The sequence below is a fragment of the Pseudomonas sp. 1 R 17 genome (assembly GCF_900067035.1).
Lineage (GTDB): Bacteria > Pseudomonadota > Gammaproteobacteria > Pseudomonadales > Pseudomonadaceae > Aquipseudomonas > Aquipseudomonas marginalis.
Window position 1 is genome coordinate 71387 of sequence record NZ_FKLB01000037.1, and the last position, 17236, is coordinate 88622.

General features: G+C 60.8%; 12 protein-coding genes. 3 read left to right on the top strand and 9 right to left on the bottom strand.

The genetic code is table 11. The features are described from left to right. Positions 1–52 precede the first annotated feature (52 nt). The gene (gene pcaC, locus BFP99_RS12165; RefSeq protein WP_065928295.1) at positions 53–451 is read left to right on the top strand and encodes a 4-carboxymuconolactone decarboxylase; all 399 of its coding nucleotides are present in this window, start codon (positions 53–55) and stop codon (positions 449–451) included. Positions 452–456: 5 nt separating this feature from the next. Here pcaC and BFP99_RS12170 read toward each other — a convergent pair whose 3' ends face one another. The 5 genes from BFP99_RS12170 to BFP99_RS12190 all read right to left on the bottom strand — a co-directional run bounded on the left by BFP99_RS12170 (position 457) and on the right by BFP99_RS12190 (position 7846). Next, entirely contained in the window at positions 457–2022 is a 1566-nt protein-coding gene (locus tag BFP99_RS12170) for a M91 family zinc metallopeptidase (protein ID WP_083221167.1), read from the bottom strand. Between the two features lie 119 nt (positions 2023–2141). Further along, on the bottom strand, positions 2142–3041 hold the full coding sequence (locus tag BFP99_RS12175; RefSeq protein WP_065947334.1) for a polysaccharide deacetylase family protein: 900 nt from the start codon (positions 3039–3041) through the stop codon (positions 2142–2144). An 84-nt stretch (positions 3042–3125) separates the two neighbouring features. Next, positions 3126–4376 (bottom strand): OprD family porin, encoded by a 1251-nt coding sequence (locus tag BFP99_RS12180; protein ID WP_065928275.1) that lies wholly within the window; start codon positions 4374–4376, stop codon positions 3126–3128. A 148-nt stretch (positions 4377–4524) separates the two neighbouring features. After that, complete coding sequence (locus tag BFP99_RS12185) at positions 4525–6138, bottom strand: J domain-containing protein (RefSeq protein WP_065947335.1); 1614 nt, start codon at positions 6136–6138, stop codon at positions 4525–4527. Between the two features lie 10 nt (positions 6139–6148). Continuing rightward, positions 6149–7846, bottom strand: a complete 1698-nt coding sequence (locus tag BFP99_RS12190; protein ID WP_065928273.1) for a molecular chaperone HscC — start codon at positions 7844–7846, stop codon at positions 6149–6151. Between the two features lie 257 nt (positions 7847–8103). Here BFP99_RS12190 and BFP99_RS12195 point away from each other — a divergent pair, with 257 nt between their 5' ends. Beyond that, complete coding sequence (locus BFP99_RS12195) at positions 8104–9087, top strand: hypothetical protein (protein ID WP_065947336.1); 984 nt, start codon at positions 8104–8106, stop codon at positions 9085–9087. An 85-nt stretch (positions 9088–9172) separates the two neighbouring features. Here the strand turns inward: BFP99_RS12195 and adeC are convergent, their stop codons facing one another. The 3 genes from adeC to BFP99_RS12210 are packed head-to-tail and all read right to left on the bottom strand — an operon-like array spanning position 9173 to position 14940. Then, on the bottom strand, positions 9173–10630 hold the full coding sequence (adeC, locus tag BFP99_RS12200; RefSeq protein ID WP_065928271.1) for an AdeC/AdeK/OprM family multidrug efflux complex outer membrane factor: 1458 nt from the start codon (positions 10628–10630) through the stop codon (positions 9173–9175). After that, positions 10627–13788 carry an efflux RND transporter permease subunit gene (locus BFP99_RS12205; protein ID WP_065928270.1) on the bottom strand — a complete coding sequence of 1054 codons (3162 nt, stop codon included), beginning with the start codon at positions 13786–13788 and terminating at the stop codon, positions 10627–10629. The genes adeC and BFP99_RS12205 overlap by 4 nt, the downstream gene beginning before the upstream one ends. 3 nt (positions 13789–13791) lie before the next feature. Continuing rightward, positions 13792–14940, bottom strand: a complete 1149-nt coding sequence (locus tag BFP99_RS12210; protein ID WP_065947337.1) for an efflux RND transporter periplasmic adaptor subunit — start codon at positions 14938–14940, stop codon at positions 13792–13794. Between the two features lie 285 nt (positions 14941–15225). Here BFP99_RS12210 and BFP99_RS12215 point away from each other — a divergent pair, with 285 nt between their 5' ends. After that, entirely contained in the window at positions 15226–15858 is a 633-nt protein-coding gene (locus BFP99_RS12215) for a TetR family transcriptional regulator (protein ID WP_027604391.1), read from the top strand. 294 nt (positions 15859–16152) lie between these two features. On the opposite strand, the gene BFP99_RS12220 is transcribed toward BFP99_RS12215, so the two are convergent. Beyond that, the gene (locus tag BFP99_RS12220) at positions 16153–17208 is read right to left on the bottom strand and encodes an alkene reductase (protein ID WP_027604390.1); all 1056 of its coding nucleotides are present in this window, start codon (positions 17206–17208) and stop codon (positions 16153–16155) included. Positions 17209–17236: the final 28 nt, after the last annotated feature.

Below are 17236 nucleotides of genomic sequence, written 5' to 3' on the forward strand. Positions count from 1 at the left end.
CCCGCTCGCCACAGGTCATCGAGTTGAAATCTTATTGAACCAGGAGTTTTTTGTGGACGAGAAACAACGTTATGCCGACGGCCTGCAGGTGCGCCGCGAAGTGCTGGGCGATGCCCATGTCGACCGCAGCCTCAACGCGCTGACCGAGTTCAACAGCGAGTTCCAGGACATGATCACCCGCCACGCCTGGGGTGACATCTGGACCCGCCCCGGGCTGCCTCGCCACACCCGCAGCCTGATCACCATCGCCATGCTGATCGGCATGAACCGCAGCGAAGAACTCAAGCTGCACCTGCGCGCCGCCGCCAGCAACGGCGTTACCCGTGCCGAGATCAAGGAAGTGCTGATGCAGAGCGCGATCTATTGCGGGATCCCGGCGGCGAATGCAACGTTCCACCTGGCTGAATCAGTGTGGGATGAACTGGGGGTAGAATCCCGCCCGCCGAAGTAACAGGCTCAGGCCAGCCTTGTCGTGTAGACCCTCTTGCGCAACGGAAGCCCCATCTCTTCTTTCAGGCCGTTTTCGGTGAATTCCCGTGGATTGGTGGTGGTTTTCGCGGTGCTGGGGTCGCCGTCGAAATCAACCGGGGGGACTGCCGTTTGCAGACCGATTGCCTGCCGCTCTATGTTGGGTTCGCGTTCCTGGTGAGTGTCGGGTGTTGCAGTTTCTCCCTTTAGATTTTGACCTGTGGCACCCGCGAATGCGTGTCCCCTCTCATGAGCGAGGCTGGTGATCGGGGGAGATCTGTCGTCATACATATACATCGGGTTGTAATTGATCGTGCCCAGGTCAGCCGTTTCTCCCGGTTCACCCTCCACGATGTAACCCAACTGTGAATCGGTCAGTGATTCGACGTCGCCGCCTGCTTGAAGATACCGTTGAATGGCTTGGGTGTTGAAGCCGTAGGTCATGTCATCACGGGTGTCCAGCTCGCGCAGGGTGACTGGCGCGTTGTTGCGTGCCGCCAATTCGTCCTCTTTCTTCAACGACTGCTGGCCTATGGGCGACATTCTCAATAGCTCCAGATCGTCTTCGACCCGCTGTCTGAACTCGGCGGAACCCTCGACCAGATAGGCTGTTTTGCCGGCGTCACTGGGCGTTACATCAAACCTGCGTGAGCTGAGTGAGCGGATCACATTATCCGAAGGTTTGGCGTAGATAACCGTGTTGTCATGGTGAGACCTCACGTTGTTATGACCTCTGCCGGTGTAAATGACCGAGCTGCCAAGACTGACCATCAGGTTGTCACCACCGCCACCGTGCATCACGGTGTGGCCATTTTTGGCGATCATGAAGTCATGACCACGACCTCCATCCATATGCACGATTCGACCGACAGGTCCTTCCAGAGCCTGCAGACGGTCATTACCATTGCCGCCATAAAGCGCACTGCTACCACTGCCCGCGACCAGCGTGTCGTTGCCTTCTCCGCCCGATGCGACTCCACGGCCCTTGCCCATTTCGATAAAGTCGTCGCCCGCGCCGCCCTTGATTTGGGTGGTACCACCACCGCCACGGGCGTAGTCGTCACCGTCTCCGAGGTCGATCCTGATGGGCGTCGTCACGTCTGGAGCCACCACCACACAGTCGTTGCCGCCGTGGGTCTTGATATACAGGGGCTGGACCATGCCCAGCTCGGGGCGATTGAGCAGCTCAAGGGTGTAGGCTTTATCGTTGACGGTAGCGAGCAGCTTTCCATCGGAGGTACGGGTGATGTTCACCCGGTCTGCACGGTTGCCGGTTTCCAATACGATTTGACTGAATATTGTGCCGACGTCGCCGTTTTGTGCGGCGCTGAATTCAACCTCCTGGGAGATTTTTACGTGTTTGTCCTGAAACAGGACCTCGCTGTTTACGTAGCTTTTGTGTCCCAGGGCGACTTCGGGAGACGGCCGGGAGGAGGGAGTCAGGGCATCGGAGTCAGGGCGTTTGTATTTGATGTGGACGGGGGGTTCTGGCGTTGCCGGTGATGGGCTGTTGGTGTAGTTCGTCAGCACGGGCATGGACGCAGAGATAGCCATGGTTGGACTCGATCGTGGTTGGCGGGCGTTCCTTTGAGTGGCGGGAGGGGAAATGCTGTTCCAAGGAAAAAGCAGTCAAACGCTGTCTTGATATTGCATGCCTTAAGAACGGCCTGGAGTTAATGAGAGTCGGCGTCCCACACCCAATTCCACACGCCCGGCAGATGCACTGCTTCATTCACGTCTTTGACCGTACGCGCCAATGCCGCGCGTTGCAGGGCGGCCGTATCGGTGTAGAACGGTTCGGCTGCGGTCTTCATGCCATTGACTCGTGCGCTGTCCAGCAGGATCTGCAGGTATTCCTGCATGTGCCGGGCGGTATAGCGGTTGATGTCGTGGAAGGTCACCACCACCGGAATCACACCGTCCACCGTCGGTAGCTCCCCCAGCGCGATGCGCTCGCGCACCACCGACAGTTGTCGATACAGGTTGGCGCGGCGCCTTGGGCTGCCATTGAAGCCCCAGATCTTGCCGTCATTGGCGCTCAGGTCGGTCAGCAGGACCTGCATGCCATGGCGCTGGTAGGCGGCGAAGGTGCGCCGGTCGTAGTTCCAGAACGGCGGGCGGACCAGCACGGGCGGTGCGCCGGTGATCGAGGCGATATCGCTCGCGCCCTGGCTGAGGGTGCGTTCCAGCTCGGCATCATTCAGCCAGCGGTGGTTGGTATGAAAGGTCGTGGCAGTGTGAAAAGCCAGCACATGCCCGCCGGCGTATTCACGCTCCATCGTCTTGCGCCCCCGCGAGCTGCCGCCGGAACGCGACGATTCGGTCTGCAGGAAGAACACCGCCTTGATCCCCGGCAGCACCGGGTTGTGCGCCAGGTCGGCGATCACTGAACGGCTGGGGTTGTCGTAGCCCGAGGCGCTGGGGCCGTCATCGAAGGTCAGCAAAAAACGGATCGGCGCCTGGGCTTGCAGGCGTTGCTCGGTCTGCGCGGTCAGGGCAATGGGCGCGCCGATACAGCCGCTGAGGCTCAAGGCCAGGGCCAGCACGGCGGATGCGATGGCAAAGGATTTCATGGTGTGCGCAGGCTCGGATAAGAGGCCGCTGCTGGGCGGATCAGCAGCGGCAGGCGCGCACGATACAGTAAGTGCGGCGCCGGATTACAGCAGACTTATCGGGTAACTGACGATCAACCGGTTTTCATCGAACTCATTGTTGCTGTAGTCGCGGCGCATGCTCGAATTGCGCCAGCGCACCATAAGGTTTTTCACCACGCCGCTCTGTACGGTGTAGCCCAATTCGCTTTCGCGACCCCATTCCTTGCCGTCGGTGATGGTGCCGGTGTGCACGTTGCTGCCGCTGATATAGCGGTTCATCAGGGTCAGGCCCGGTACGCCGAGGGCGGCGAAGTTGTAGTCGTGGCGCACCTGCCAGGATTTTTCCTCGGCGTTGTCGTAACTCGAGTTGTAGCTGTCGTTGGCCAGGGTGCCGCCGCTGGTGCCGTTGACGCGCATCCACGCGCTGTTGCCGGTGAGTTTTTGCAGGCCGACGTAAAAGGTGTTGCCGCCATACTTGGCCGAGAACAGACCGGACCAGGTTTTGTTGTCCAGGTCGCCGGCGCGGGCGCTGCCGTCGTCCTTGCCGTAGAAGAACCCGAGGTTGGCGCCCAGGGTCCAGTCGCCCAGGGGCTGGCTGTGGATCAGGTTGACGAACTGCTGGCTGTAGATGTCCTTGAGCTGGGCGTTCCACACGCCGACCTGGGTGCGTTTGTCGTTGAAGGCGTACTCGCCGCCCTGGAAGTTGAAGCGGTCCGAGGTGAACGCGGTTTTGCCGACCATCGACATGTCCGACATGCTGCTGTCGTCGCGCGGGCTGTTGGCGCGGAACTGGCCGCCGTACAGGGTCAGGCCGTCGATTTCCTTCGAGGTGATCTGCCCGCCGCGCAGGGTTTGCGGCAGGGAGCGGCCATCGTCGGCACGCAGGATCGGCAGCACCGGCATCCATTCGCCGACCTTCACTTCGGTCTTGGAAATACGCGCCTTGAACGCCACGCCGAGACGGCCGAATTCATCTGCAGGGCGGCCATCGTGGTCCAGCGGCAGCAATTGGGTGCCACCGGTACCGCGCCCGCCATCGAGCTTCAACGAGTACAGCCCGAGCACATCCACACCGAAACCGACGGTGCCTTGGGTAAAGCCGGACTTGGCGTCGAGGATGAAACTCTGTGTCCACTCCTGCGCGCCACCCTGGGTTTTGGTGGGGTTGGTGAAATTGCGGTTGAAGAAGAAATTACGCAGGTTGAGGTTGGCGCTGGCGTCCTCCAGAAAACCGTGTTCTTCGGCGACGACGGGCATGGCAAGACTGGCGATAGCGGTGGCCAGCAGGAGCCGGCGCGGGTGAAAAGTGCTCATGGTGGTGGACCTGTTGTTATTGGGTTTATGCAGGTGGCGGCCATGGTGCGGGGCGGTGCGGGGGCGGTTCAATCGGGGCAGGGCGGGTTGTGGGCGATGATCGAACGCAAGTTGCCGGGCGCACAGGCCCGGCCTCGGCATTGCGGGGTTATCGCTTGGGCAGGTCGAAGTGGGTCCAGGGCACAGTCGGCAGGTAGTGTTGCGCAGCTACGATCAGCGCCACCATCACCACCAGGAACACCCCTTGCAGAGGGCTCCAGAAGGCCCAGTGCAGGCCGTTCAGCCAGGGGTAGCCTTCGGCGAACTTCTGGCTCATATGACCGATGCGTTTTTTGTGCAGCAGGTTGATCAGCAGCGCGCCGGCATAGGTCACCGCACCCAGTACACCGAGCATCAAGCCGCAGGCCACCAGCATGATCGCCTGCGGTACGCCGTGGCGAATCACCAGCCAGTAGTCGTTGGGGTTGATTCGCTTGGGGATCAGGTACTGGCTCAGCCACACATCCAGCACCCGATAGGTTGAACTCATCCCGGCCCACATTTGGGTGACGCGAAAGCCAACGGCCGCCGGCACGAACGCCATCAGCATGAAAATGACCAGCGACATCCCGTCCATTCTGTCTGGCTTATCGTGGGCGATGCTCAGGCCAAGCCCCAGGGCGAAGACGGCCCATAGCCGGATAAACACCTGGGTGTAGATCGGCCGGGGCACGAATTTGCGCCAAAAGAACAGGTCTGTTTGAGGCAGGCGCTCGACCAGTTGCGGATAGCGCCAGGTAAGTGTTTGCGCCAGGTGCTGGCAGGCGTTCCACTCGTTCTCGCCAAACCCATCGATCAGGCGTTTGTGTTGCGTGGCGGACATCGGCGTCAGCAGCAGGCGTGCGGCCAGGGCATCGGCTGATGTGCGCCGCGTGTCCTGGGCCTTGTCCTGCAAGTTGGCGTAGAAACTTTCCTGCTCGCAACGCGACACCAATTCGCGCCACATCCACGCCGGTTCCGGGTAGACGCCTTTCTGGTCGTCCCAGCCGAATGCCTGGCACACCCGCTCGAACAGCGGCACGCTCCATTGGGTGTCATGCAGCAGGTGCAGGACGATGCGCTGCCACTGCTGTTGCAGGTCGAACACCCGCAGCCAGGGTTGGTCGTTGTACTGCGTGAGCTGGGTGATGAACTCGCGCTCGGCCTTTTGCTCCAGCAGTTCCTGCAGGGTGCGGCGGTAGTCTTGCAGCAGCTCGCCGGTCAGCGCTTCGTATTGCCAGGACGTCATCGCCACCTGCTGCCAGGGGGTCAGCCATTCCAGGTGTTGCGCGGCCCAAGTGGCGATGGCGCTGCGTTCGCCCGGTGCTTCGAAACAATGGCGCAACAGGCCGGCCTGGAACGCATCGGTGCAGCCCTGTTGCCGAGCCTGGGCCCAGCGCTCGTCGAGGTTACGCGCGTTAAGGCCGTCGAGCAGTGCCTGGGCCGGGTCCGGTGTGGGGGCGTCGAAGGGCGCCGGGCTGACGGGGCTGATGTCCAGCAGTTCGGCCAGGTCATTCAGGTTGGCGTAGGCCGCTTCGGCCACGGGCGCCTGGACGGGTTCTGCCTCTTCGTTATCCGCTCGCCAGCGTGCTTCATTCAGCGCGTGTTCATAGGCCTCGCGCAGGCGTTGGAAGCCTTGGGCGTCGTCGTCCGGGCGGCAGTTTTTCAGCAGACGCGCATAGCTGCGCTTGATGGTGCGCTCGTCGGCGTCCTCCGGCAGTTGCAGTACGGTCCAGCAATCCATCGGTGTGCCCTCAGCGCCAGAACCCGTTGTCGAGTTGCTCAAGTTGACGGCTCAGTTCGCTGCGGGCGTCGCGGATGCGGCGTTCGTCCTGGGTGTCGAGTACCTGCTGGAACTGCGCCGCCCAATGGCCGAGCTGTTCGCGCAGCTCGCCGAGGTTTTCCTGGTAGAGCCGTTCGAGGCGGGCGACGAGCACGGTATTGACCTGCTGGTCGCGTGGGTGGACCTTCAATTGCGCCAGGGCCTGCAGGCGTTGCTGGATCTCCTGCGGGTTGAGCACGCCGGGGTTGTTCTCGATCACCAGCGAATGCTGCTCGCCGGTCAGCGGGATATTCACCTGGGCTTCCAGCAGGCCGTTGTTGTCGTAGGTGAAACGCACGTCCAGGGAGACTTCACCGGCCTTGCGCTTGGGCACTGGAATATCCAGTTGGCCCAGCTCGATGTTGTCTTTGACCAGGCGGCTTTCGCCCTGGTAGATCTTCAGCAGTACGTGGGCCTGGTCGTCGTGCAGGGTGACCACGCTTTTGACCCGGCTGACGGGCACGCTGCTGTTGCGTTCGATCAACGGCAGGTAATGGCCGCTTTCGATATGGCCGCCGTATTGGTTGGAGGTTTCGATGCCCAGGGTGTAGGGGCAGACGTCGGTCAGCACCACTTCTTCGAGGGCCGCGGAACGGGCCTTGAGGGCGGCCTGGATCGCCGCACCGTGGGCGACCACCTGGTCGGGATCGAGGCTGATGGAGGGAAAGCGCCCGAACAGGCCGGCGGCGAGTTTGCGCACCAGCGGCATGCGTGTGGTACCGCCCACCAGCAGGATTTCATCCAGGTCGCCGACCCGAATCCGTGCATCGCGCAGGGCGCGTTCGATCGGCGCGCGCAGGCGTTCCAGCAGCGGCGTGTAGAGCTTGGCCAGTTCCTGTTGGGTGATGGTTTTCAGCCATTGCTGGCCGTCGACACGCAGGGCGAACTCGGCGCTGTCGTCCTGGCCCAGGGCTTTGCGTACGCGCTCGGCTTCGCGGCGCAGGGCTTGCAGCACCGTGCTGGTGGGCGGGAAACCCGTGGCGTTACGTTGGCTGTCGACAAAGTGTTCGAGCAACAGGGTGTCGAAGTCTTCGCCACCGAGAAAGTTGTCGCCGGCGCTGGCACGCACTTCCATTACCCCATCGAACAGCTCGATGATCGACACGTCGAAGGTGCCGCCGCCAAGGTCGAAGACCAGGAATGAGGTTTCTTTATCCCGCTGATGCAGGCCGTAGGCCAAGGCCGCGGCGGTCGGTTCGTTGATCAGTTTCTCAACGCTGAGCCCCGCCAGTTCACCGGCGATGCGTGTGGCCTTGCGTTGGCCGTCGCTGAAATAGGCGGGCACGCTGATCACCGCGTCGGTGACGGTTTGACCGTAGGTACGCTCGATGTCCTCCTTGAGGCTCTTGAGCACCAGGGCAGAGAGTTCTTCGGGGCGGAACGAGCGGTCGCCCAGGCGCACTTCGGTGGCGCTGCCCATGTAGCGCTTGAACAGCGAGGTGGTCAGGTGCGGGTGGGTGTGCAGGCGCTCCTTGGCGGCCTGGCCTACCAGGACACGGCCTTGGTCATCCAGCCCGACCACGCTGGGGGTCAGCAACTGGCCCAGGGCATTGGGCACCATTTCGGCGGCATCGCCGCGCCAGACGGCTGCGAGACTGTTGGTGGTCCCCAGGTCGATTCCTACGATCATTACGACAAGCTCCCTCTGTGGTCTGTAAGAATCTGTTACCAATTTTACCCTGAAAGCTTGAGCGGAAAGCAAGGCGGGAGACTGTTCTTACAAGCGGGCTTATTGTAGTTGGCAGGCTTGTTGTGGTGAGCGGGGCAAGCCCGCTCGCCACAACAATCCCGCTCGCCACGGAGAGTGTCCAACCTGTCAGCCTTATGCTTAACCGCTTCTGCGTCTACTGTCAGGGTTGACAGTAGATGACCCGTTTTTGAAAGCCTATGTTCAAGGCGGTGGCAGTATTTTTGCTGGTGCTCAAGGGAGAAGTGCTCATGAGCTTTGGAACAGAAATGGGTGAGTTTTTAACCTCGTCGAATACGTTCAACGCGGACCTGATCTTTGGGAATAAAAAGAAGATCCCGATTACATTCGACACATTCGAGTTGATCTATATCGAGGGTTCTCAGTTTTTCATTCGTTTAGGGTTTGAGGGCAATCCGGGGTCCAGAAATGAACTGACTCTTGAGGCTAAAGAGTTGAAAGCAGGCCAGACCTATCCGATCCGGCCGCAAGACCCTGGAATCAGGACAACCTTTGCCTTCGGAGCACGCATCGAGTATTTCCCGGCGGAATATTCGGGGTTCCTGACCGTTGACCGTCTTGAATACAAGGACGGCCATCTGGCGCTGAGCATGCAGTTCTCCATCTACTTCGAGCCACAGGGCAAGGGCGATATGGAAGTTGTTTGCCATGCCCTTCAAATCACCTGCGCGTTAGCAAACCACCGCGCAACGGGTAAGTTTGTACCCAAGCACCGAGCGCAAGCGAAGGTTCCAGTTTTTTGTGAGATCGACGCCAGTGTCGATGGTAGTTATGACCCCATCGACCTGGGTGATGTATTTTTCGTGATCTACTCAGACTCGAGTTATTTTATTCAGTGCTTGCCCCGTCATGGAGGTGATCGTGCGTCCCTTGAGTTTGCAGGGAGTGCCTTGAAAACCTTTACTGATTATCCAATCACAGCGCCTGGGGGGGCGCCAGAAAGTGTTGATACGCTTCTTATTATGCGGCCTGAATTCTCATACGGGTTTTCTGATCCGACGGGTACATTCCGCGTAAGGCGCACTGAAGATTCAGAGGAAGGGTTCTGGTTTATCGCTGAGTTTAATTTCTCACTCACTGCCCGCAACGCCGATGGAAGAGAAATCGAATATAAAATTACGAGCCTTAGGTTTCAGGTGCAAGTCAGTGAATTGAGAACTTAACCTTGGCACCCAGCCTTTAAAATATCGCGGGCCATAAAAAACCGCCTCCTGATAAGGGAGGCGGTTTTTGTTTATTGCGGCGCTATCAGAACAACTTCAACGCCGGTGCTTCTTCTTTCAACGGCTCGTTCTTCGCGGTCTGCTCGTTCCAGCCGCCGCCGAGGGCCTTGTACAGGTTGACCTCGCTGGTCAGCTGCGCCAGGCGGTCGGTGATCAGCGATTGCTGGGCACTGAACAGTTGGCGCTGGGCGTCGAGGAAGGTCAGGTTGCTGTCGACACCGATGCGGTAGCGACGCTCGGCCAGGCGGTAGTAATCCTGGTTGGCCGCGACGAAGCCACGCTGGGCCTCCAGCTGCTGCTTGTAGGTCTCACGCGCGGCGAGGCCGTCGGAGACTTCCTGGAAGCCGGTCTGGATCGCCTTCTCGTAGTTCGCCACGTTGATCTCTTTCTGGATCTTCGAATAGTCCAGGCTGGCGCGCAGGCTGCCGGCGTTGAAGATCGGGATGTTGATCTGCGGGGCGAACGACCAGGTGCCCGAACCGCCTTTGAACAGGCCGCCCAGGGTAGGGCTGGCGGTACCGGCGCTGGCGGTCAGGCTGATGCTCGGGAAGAACGCTGCACGGGCCGCACCGATGTTGGCGTTCGCGGCCTTGAGGTTGTACTCGGCCTGCACGATGTCTGGACGACGTTGCAGCAGGTCGGAGGGCAACCCGGCTGGTACGTCGCTGAGCAGGTCATCCGACAGCGGCTTGCTGGCGATATTCGCCGGCAGGCCGGTGCCCAGCAGCAGGGTCAGGCTGTTTTCGTCCTGGGCCACCTGGCGGGTGTAGCGTGCCAGTGCCACGCGGGCATTTTCCACCGAGGTGCGCGCCTGGCTGAGGTCGAGGGCCGAAGCCACGCCGACTTCATTGCTGCGCGAGGTCAGCTTGAAGCTCTGCTCGTACGCGCCGAGGGTGTCCTGGGTCAGCTTGAGCAGTTCCTTGTCGGCCTGCCAGGTCAGGTAGGCATTCGCCACGCTGGCCACCAGGCTGATCTGGGTGCTGCGCCGTGCTTCTTCAGTGGCGAAGTACTTTTGCAGCGCTTCTTCACTCAGGCTGCGCACACGACCGAACAGGTCCAGTTCATAAGAACTGATCCCGAGGCCGGCCGAGTACTGGCTGGTGATGGTCGATTCGCCGGTCTGTGACAGCTTGGCCGGGGTGCGCGAACGGCTGCCGCTGCCCGTGGCCGATACGGCCGGGAACAGGTCGGCACGCTGGATCTGGTACTGCGCCGCATACGCGTCGATGTTCAGGGCCGCGACACGCAGGTCACGGTTGTTCACCAGCGCGGTCTGGATCAGCTGTTGCAGGGCAGGGTCATGGAAAAACTGCTTCCAGCCCTGCTCGGCAGCGGCCTGGCCCGGCGCCTGGGCCGACGAATACGCCGGCCCCTGTGGGAACTGAGCTGCCACCGGCGCTTCAGGGCGCTGGTAGTCAGGGATCAGCGAGCAGCCACTGAGCACGAATGCGGTGACGGCTAAGGAAAGTAGCGACTTGCTCATTGGCCAGCCTCTTGAGGAGTTTGCTTAGGTTCAGTCTTGTTACGTTCGCCCATGGCGGACACGCTCGCGAAGAACAGTGGCACCCAGAAGATCGCCAGCACTGTGGCCGTGATCATACCGCCAATTACACCGGTACCGATTGCGTGCTGGCTGCCTGAGCCGGCGCCCGAGGAGATCGCCAGCGGCAACACGCCGAGGACGAACGCCATGGAGGTCATGATGATTGGCCGCAGGCGCATCCGCGAGGCCTCGATGGCCGCCTCGACGATGCCTTTGCCTTGCTCGTGGAGTTCCTTGGCGAACTCCACGATCAGGATGGCGTTCTTCGCCGCCAGGCCCACCGTCACCAGCAAGCCCACCTGGAAGAACACGTCGTTGGACAAGCCGCGCATGCTGGTGGCGATCAACGCACCCACCACGCCCAGTGGAACCACCAGGATCACTGCGATCGGGATCGACCAGCTTTCGTACAGCGCCGCGAGGCACAGGAACACCACCAGCAGCGACAGCGCATACAGTGCCGGCGCCTGGGAGCCGGACAGGCGTTCTTCATACGACAGGCCCGTCCAGGCGTAGCCCACACCCGCCGGCAGCTCCTTGGCGATGCGTTCGACTTCGGCCATGGCGTCACCGGTACTGTAGCCCGGTGCCGGGGTACCGAGGATTTCCATCGCCGCTACACCGTTATAACGCGAGAGCTTCGGCGAGCCATAGATCCACTTGCCCGAGGCGATGGCCGACAACGGCACCATCTTCCCGGAGTCGCTGCGCACGTACCATTTGTTCAGGTCTTCCGGGGACATCCGGCTGGCGGCTTCACCCTGCACGTAGACTTTCTTCACCCGACCACGGTCGATGAAGTCGTTGACGTAGCTGCCACCCAAGGCAATCGCCAGGGTCTGGTTGATGTTGGACAGCGTGATGCCCTGGGCGCTGGCCTTCTCGTCGTCGACGGTGAGCTCGTATTGCGGCTCATCGTTCACGCCGTTGGGGCGCACACCGGCCAGGATCTTGCTCTGGGCAGCCATGCCCAGGAACTGGTTACGCGCCGCCATCAGCTTTTCATGACCGACACCGCCCTGGTCTTGCAGGAACACGTCGAAACCGGTGGCGTTACCGAGTTCCAGTACAGACGGCGGCACAATGGCAAACACCATGGCGTCCTGGAAGGTCTGCATGAAGTAACCCTGGGCACGCTTGGCAATCTCGAACACCGAGGTGGACGAGTCGCGCTCATCCCACGGCTTGAGCATCACGAAGGCCAGGCCCGAACTCTGGCCACGACCGGCGAAGTTGAAGCCGTTCACGGTAAACACCGATTTCACGCCTTTGCCTTCGCCTGGTTCGCCTTCCTTGTCATTGAGCAGATAGGCGCGCATGTCGTCGATGACTTTTTGCGTGCGTTCAGCCGAAGAACCTACCGGGGTCTGCACCTGGGCAAAGATCACGCCCTGGTCTTCATCGGGCAGGAACGCAGCCGGGATGCGCATGAACAGCCAGATCATGCCGGCGATGATCAGGGCGTACACCAGGAACGCCGGGATCTTGTGCTTGATCATGTTACCCACGCCGCGCTCGTAGCTCAGTACGCCACGGTCGAAGGTGCGGTTGAACCAGCCGAAGAAACCACGCTTGGGTTGGCCGTGTTTTTCCGGGTCGATCGGCTTGAGCATGGTGGCGCACAGGGCCGGGGTGAAGATCAGGGCAACCAGTACCGACAACGCCATGGCCGAAACGATGGTGATGGAGAACTGTTTGTAGATCACACCGGTGGAGCCGCCGAAGAACGCCATCGGCAACAGTACCGCCGACAGTACCAGGGCAATACCCACCAGGGCGCCCTGGATCTGGCCCATGGACTTGACCGTCGCCTCTTTCGGCGACAGGTGCTCCTCGGCCATTACCCGCTCGACGTTTTCCACCACGACGATGGCGTCATCCACCAGCAGGCCGATGGCGAGGATCATGCCGAACATGGTCAATGTGTTGATGGTGAAACCGAACGCCGCGAGGATCCCGAAGGTACCCAGCAGTACCACCGGTACGGTCATGGTGGTGATGATGGTGGCGCGGAAGTTCTGCAGGAACAGGAACATCACCAGGAACACCAGCACGATCGCTTCGATCAGGGTGTGCACCACACCGGAGATCGATTCGGTCACGACCGGGGTGGTGTCATACGGCACCACCGCCTTCATGCCAGGCGGGAAGAACGGTTCCAGGGACGCCACGGTGGCACGGATGGCCTTGGCGGTGTCCAGGGCGTTGGCGCCCGACGCGAGCTTGATCGCCATGCCGGAAGCCGGGTTGCCGTTGAACTGCGCGCTGATGCTGTAGTTCTGGCCGCCGAGTTCGATACGCGCCACGTCACGCAGGCGAACCTGGGAACCGTCGGCATTGACCTTCATCAGGATGTTGCCGAACTGCTCAGCCGTCTGCAGGCGGGTCTTGCCGATGATGGTGGCGTTCAGTTGGTTGCCGGGCAGGGCAGGCAGGCCGCCCAATTGACCGGTGGCCACCTGGACGTTCTGTGCCGAGATGGCCGTGCTGACATCCACCGGCGTGAGCTGGAAGTTGTTCAGCTTGGCCGGGTCCAGCCAGATACGCATGGCGTACTGCGAACCGAACACCTGGAAGTCACCCACACCTGCGGTCCGGGAAATCGGGTCCTGGATGTTGGAAACGATGTAGTTGGACAAGTCATCCTTGGTCATGCTGCCGTCTTCCGACACCAGGCCGATCACCATCAGGAAGTTCTTTACCGACTTGGTTACGCGGATACCCTGTTGCTGCACTTCCTGCGGCAGCAGTGGGGTCGCCAGGTTCAGCTTGTTCTGCACCTGCACCTGGGCGATGTCCGGGTTGGTACCCTGGTTGAACGTCGCGGTGATGGTCATGCTGCCGTCGGAGTTACTGTCCGAGGCCACATAACGCAGGTTGTCGATACCGTTGAGCTGTTGCTCGATGACCTGCACCACGGTGTCCTGCACGGTTTGTGCGGACGCGCCTGGGTAGGTTACCTGGATGTCGATGGCGGTTGGCGCGATGGCCGGGTATTGGTTGATGGGCAACTTCAGGATCGACAGTGCCCCGACCAGCATGATCACCAGGGCAATTACCCAGGCGAAAATGGGACGGTCGATAAAAAATTTCGACATGGATTACTCCCCTTGGCCAGGCGCGGCAGCAGGAGCAGCGGCGGAACCGGCGGGCTTGGCGTTGTCAGCCTCCTTGACCTTGACCTCCACACCCGGCTTGACGTACTGCAGGCCTTCGGTGATCACGCGGTCACCGGCGTTCAGGCCTTTCTCCACCAGCCAATAGGCGCCAGCGGTGCGGTTGGCCACCAGTACACGCTGCTCGACCTTGTTGTCGGCGTTGACCACCAGCGCCGTCGGGATCCCCTTGAGGTCGCGGGTCACGCCTTGCTGTGGCGCGAGGATCGCCTTGCTGTTCACGCCGGCTTGCAGTTGGGCGTGTACGAACATGCCCGGCAGCAGGGTGTGGTCAGGGTTGGGGAACACTGCGCGCAGGGTCACGGAGCCGGTGGTCTGGTCGACCGAGACTTCGGAGAATTCCAGCTTGCCGTCATGGCCGTAGTCGCTGCCGTCTTCCAGGGTCAGCTTGACCTTGGCGGCATTGGCGCCGGCTTTTTCCAGTTGGCCGCTTTCCAGGTCGCGGCGCAGTTTCAGCATTTCAGCCGAAGACTGCGTGACGTCGACGTAGATCGGGTCCAGTTGCTGGATTACCGCCATGGCATCGGTCTGGCCATTGCTGACCAGCGCGCCTTCGGTCACCGAAGAACGACCGATACGCCCGGAGATCGGCGCGAACACCTTGGTGTAGCGCACGTTGATCTGGGCGGTTTGCACGTTTGCTTCCGCAGTCATGCGGTTGGCCACGGCGGTGTCGTATTCCTGGCGGCTGACGGCTTGCTCATCGACCAACTGCTTGTAGCGGTCGGAGATGGACTTGGTCTGGGTCAGGCTGGCTTGTGCGCTTTTCAGCGTGGCTTCATAGACCGACGGATCGATCTGATAGAGCTGCTGGCCTTCCTTCACATCCGCGCCTTCCTTGAACAGGCGCTTGAGGATGATGCCGTTGACCTGCGGGCGAACTTCCGCGATGCGGTAGGCGGTGGTGCGGCCTGGCAGCTCGGACGTCAGGGTATAGGCTTGCGGTTGAATGGTGACCACGCCGACCTGAGGGGCTTGAGCGGGCGGAGCCGCTTCTTCCTTTTTACATCCGCTGAGCAGCGATGCCAGGGCGACGGCAGTGACCAGAGCGGTAACAGCTGGCTTAAGTTGCATGAAGATCCTCGGGTCAGGCGCGCAGGGTGCGCACAAGAAGTGTGGAAGGGTAAAAAACAAGCTGTGAGTGGATAAGTAGCTTGCTACGCAATATACTTACGTTCATGGTTGTTTGTAAACTCTTGACAGGCTTCGCGGATTGTTGACAACGCAGGCCAAAAGTCTCGATTCCATTACGTTCGGCGCCCATGACGGTGTCGTCCCACAAATATTCGGATGATCGTTAACATCTATTAACACTGCGTTAACGATAGTCTCAGGTGTCCTGATTGAGGTTGTACTGCCATGGTTCGTCGCACTAAAGAGGAAGCTCAGGAAACGCGCAGCCAAATTCTCGAAGCCGCCGAGCAAGCCTTTTATGAGCGCGGCGTTGCACGGACTACGCTGGCGGATATCGCTGCGCTGGCCGGTGTCACGCGGGGCGCGATTTATTGGCACTTCAGTAATAAATCCGATCTGTTGCAGGCCCTGCTGGACACGCTGCATGAGCCACTGGACGAATTGGCCAGGGCCAGTGAAAGCGAGGACGAGGTCGACCCGTTGGGGTGCATGCGCAAGCTGCTGATTCATTTGTTTCATCAGGTGGCCCTGGACCCGAAAACCCGGCGCATCAATGAGATTTTGTTTCATAAGTGCGAATTCACCGATGAAATGTGCGACATGCGCCGTCAGCGCCAGACCCACAGCCTGGAATGCAACCTGCGCATCGGCCTGACACTGCGCAACGCGGTCCATCGCGGGCAACTTCCGGAAAACCTCGACACCACCCGTGGCGCAGTGTGCATCCATGCCTACATCAACGGGCTGATTGGCCAGTGGCTGCTGGTACCCGACAGCTTCCAGCTACATCAGGAAGCCGAACGCTGGGTGGATGCAGGGCTCGATATGCTGCGCCTGAGCCCCAGCCTGCGCAATTGAGACAAAATGCGTAATTGCATCAGGTTGTGTCAACAGTAAAGCCTAAGGACCGTCAATCGTCCTTCTGCCTGATGGGTGGGGTGACTTTATATACGGGCTGGCGGGCGGTTGATACATAGCCGCCTAAGTATTTTGTAGGGATTTTGTTGCAAGGCTGTTAAGGAGTGTTTCCCAGGGCAACAATGTGGGAGGGGGCTTGCCCCGATGGCAGTGGTTCAGTCAACACATACAGTGACTGACGCACCGCCATCGGGAGCAAGCCCCCTCCCACATTTGGTTTCGCTTGTCGGGCGATTACAGCGGCAGCGTCGGGTAATCGATGTAGCCCACCGGGCCCTGGCCGTAGAAGGTTTCCGGATGCGCTTCGTTCAGTGGCGCATCGGCTTTCAGGCGTGCTGGCAGGTCCGGGTTGGCAATGAACGGCACACCCCAGGCCACGGCGTCCGCTTTGCCTTCGGCCAGCCAGGCATTGGCACTGTCCTTGGTGAAACGTTCGTTGGCGATGTACACGCCGCCAAAGGCTTTTTTCAATTGAGGACCGAGGCTGTCCGCACCTGCCTTTTCACGGGAGCAGATGAAGGCGATACCACGCTTGCCCAGCTCGCTGGCGACGTAGGTGAAGGTCTCCTTCAGGTTGTCGTCGCCCATGTCGTGGGCATCGGCGCGCGGTGCCAAATGCACACCCACACGGCCAGGGCCCCAGACCTCGATGGCCGCATCGGTCACTTCCAACAGCAGGCGTGCACGGTTTTCCAGGGAGCCACCATAGTTGTCGGTGCGCTTATTGGTGCTGCTTTGCAGGAACTGGTCGAGCAGGTAGCCGTTGGCGCCGTGGATCTCCACGCCATCAAAGCCTGCGGCCTTGGCGTTCTCGGCACCGGTGCGGTAAGCGTCGACGATGTCGGCGATTTCAGCGGTTTCCAGGGCGCGCGGCGTCGGGTAGTCGGCCAATGGGCGCACCAGGCTGACGTGGCCTTTAGCCTGGATCGCGCTCGGCGCCACCGGGGTTTCGCCGTTCAGGTAGGACGCGTGGGAAATGCGGCCGACGTGCCACAGTTGCAGGAAGATCTTGCCCCCTGCGCCATGCACGGCCTTGGTGATATTGGCCCAGCCGCGCACCTGGTCGTTGGACCAGATGCCCGGCGTGTCCGGGTAGCCCACGCCCAGCGGTGTCACCGAAGTGGCTTCGCTGAGGATCAGCCCGGCGGAAGCGCGTTGCACGTAGTACTCGGCCATCAGCGCGTTGGGTACGCGGCCGGCATCGGCACGGCAGCGGGTCAGCGGTGCCATGATGATGCGGTTCGACAGCTCCAGGTCGCCCAGTTTGATCGGATCGAAAATAGTCGTCATGGGAAAACACCCTTCTCTTTGAAGTTGA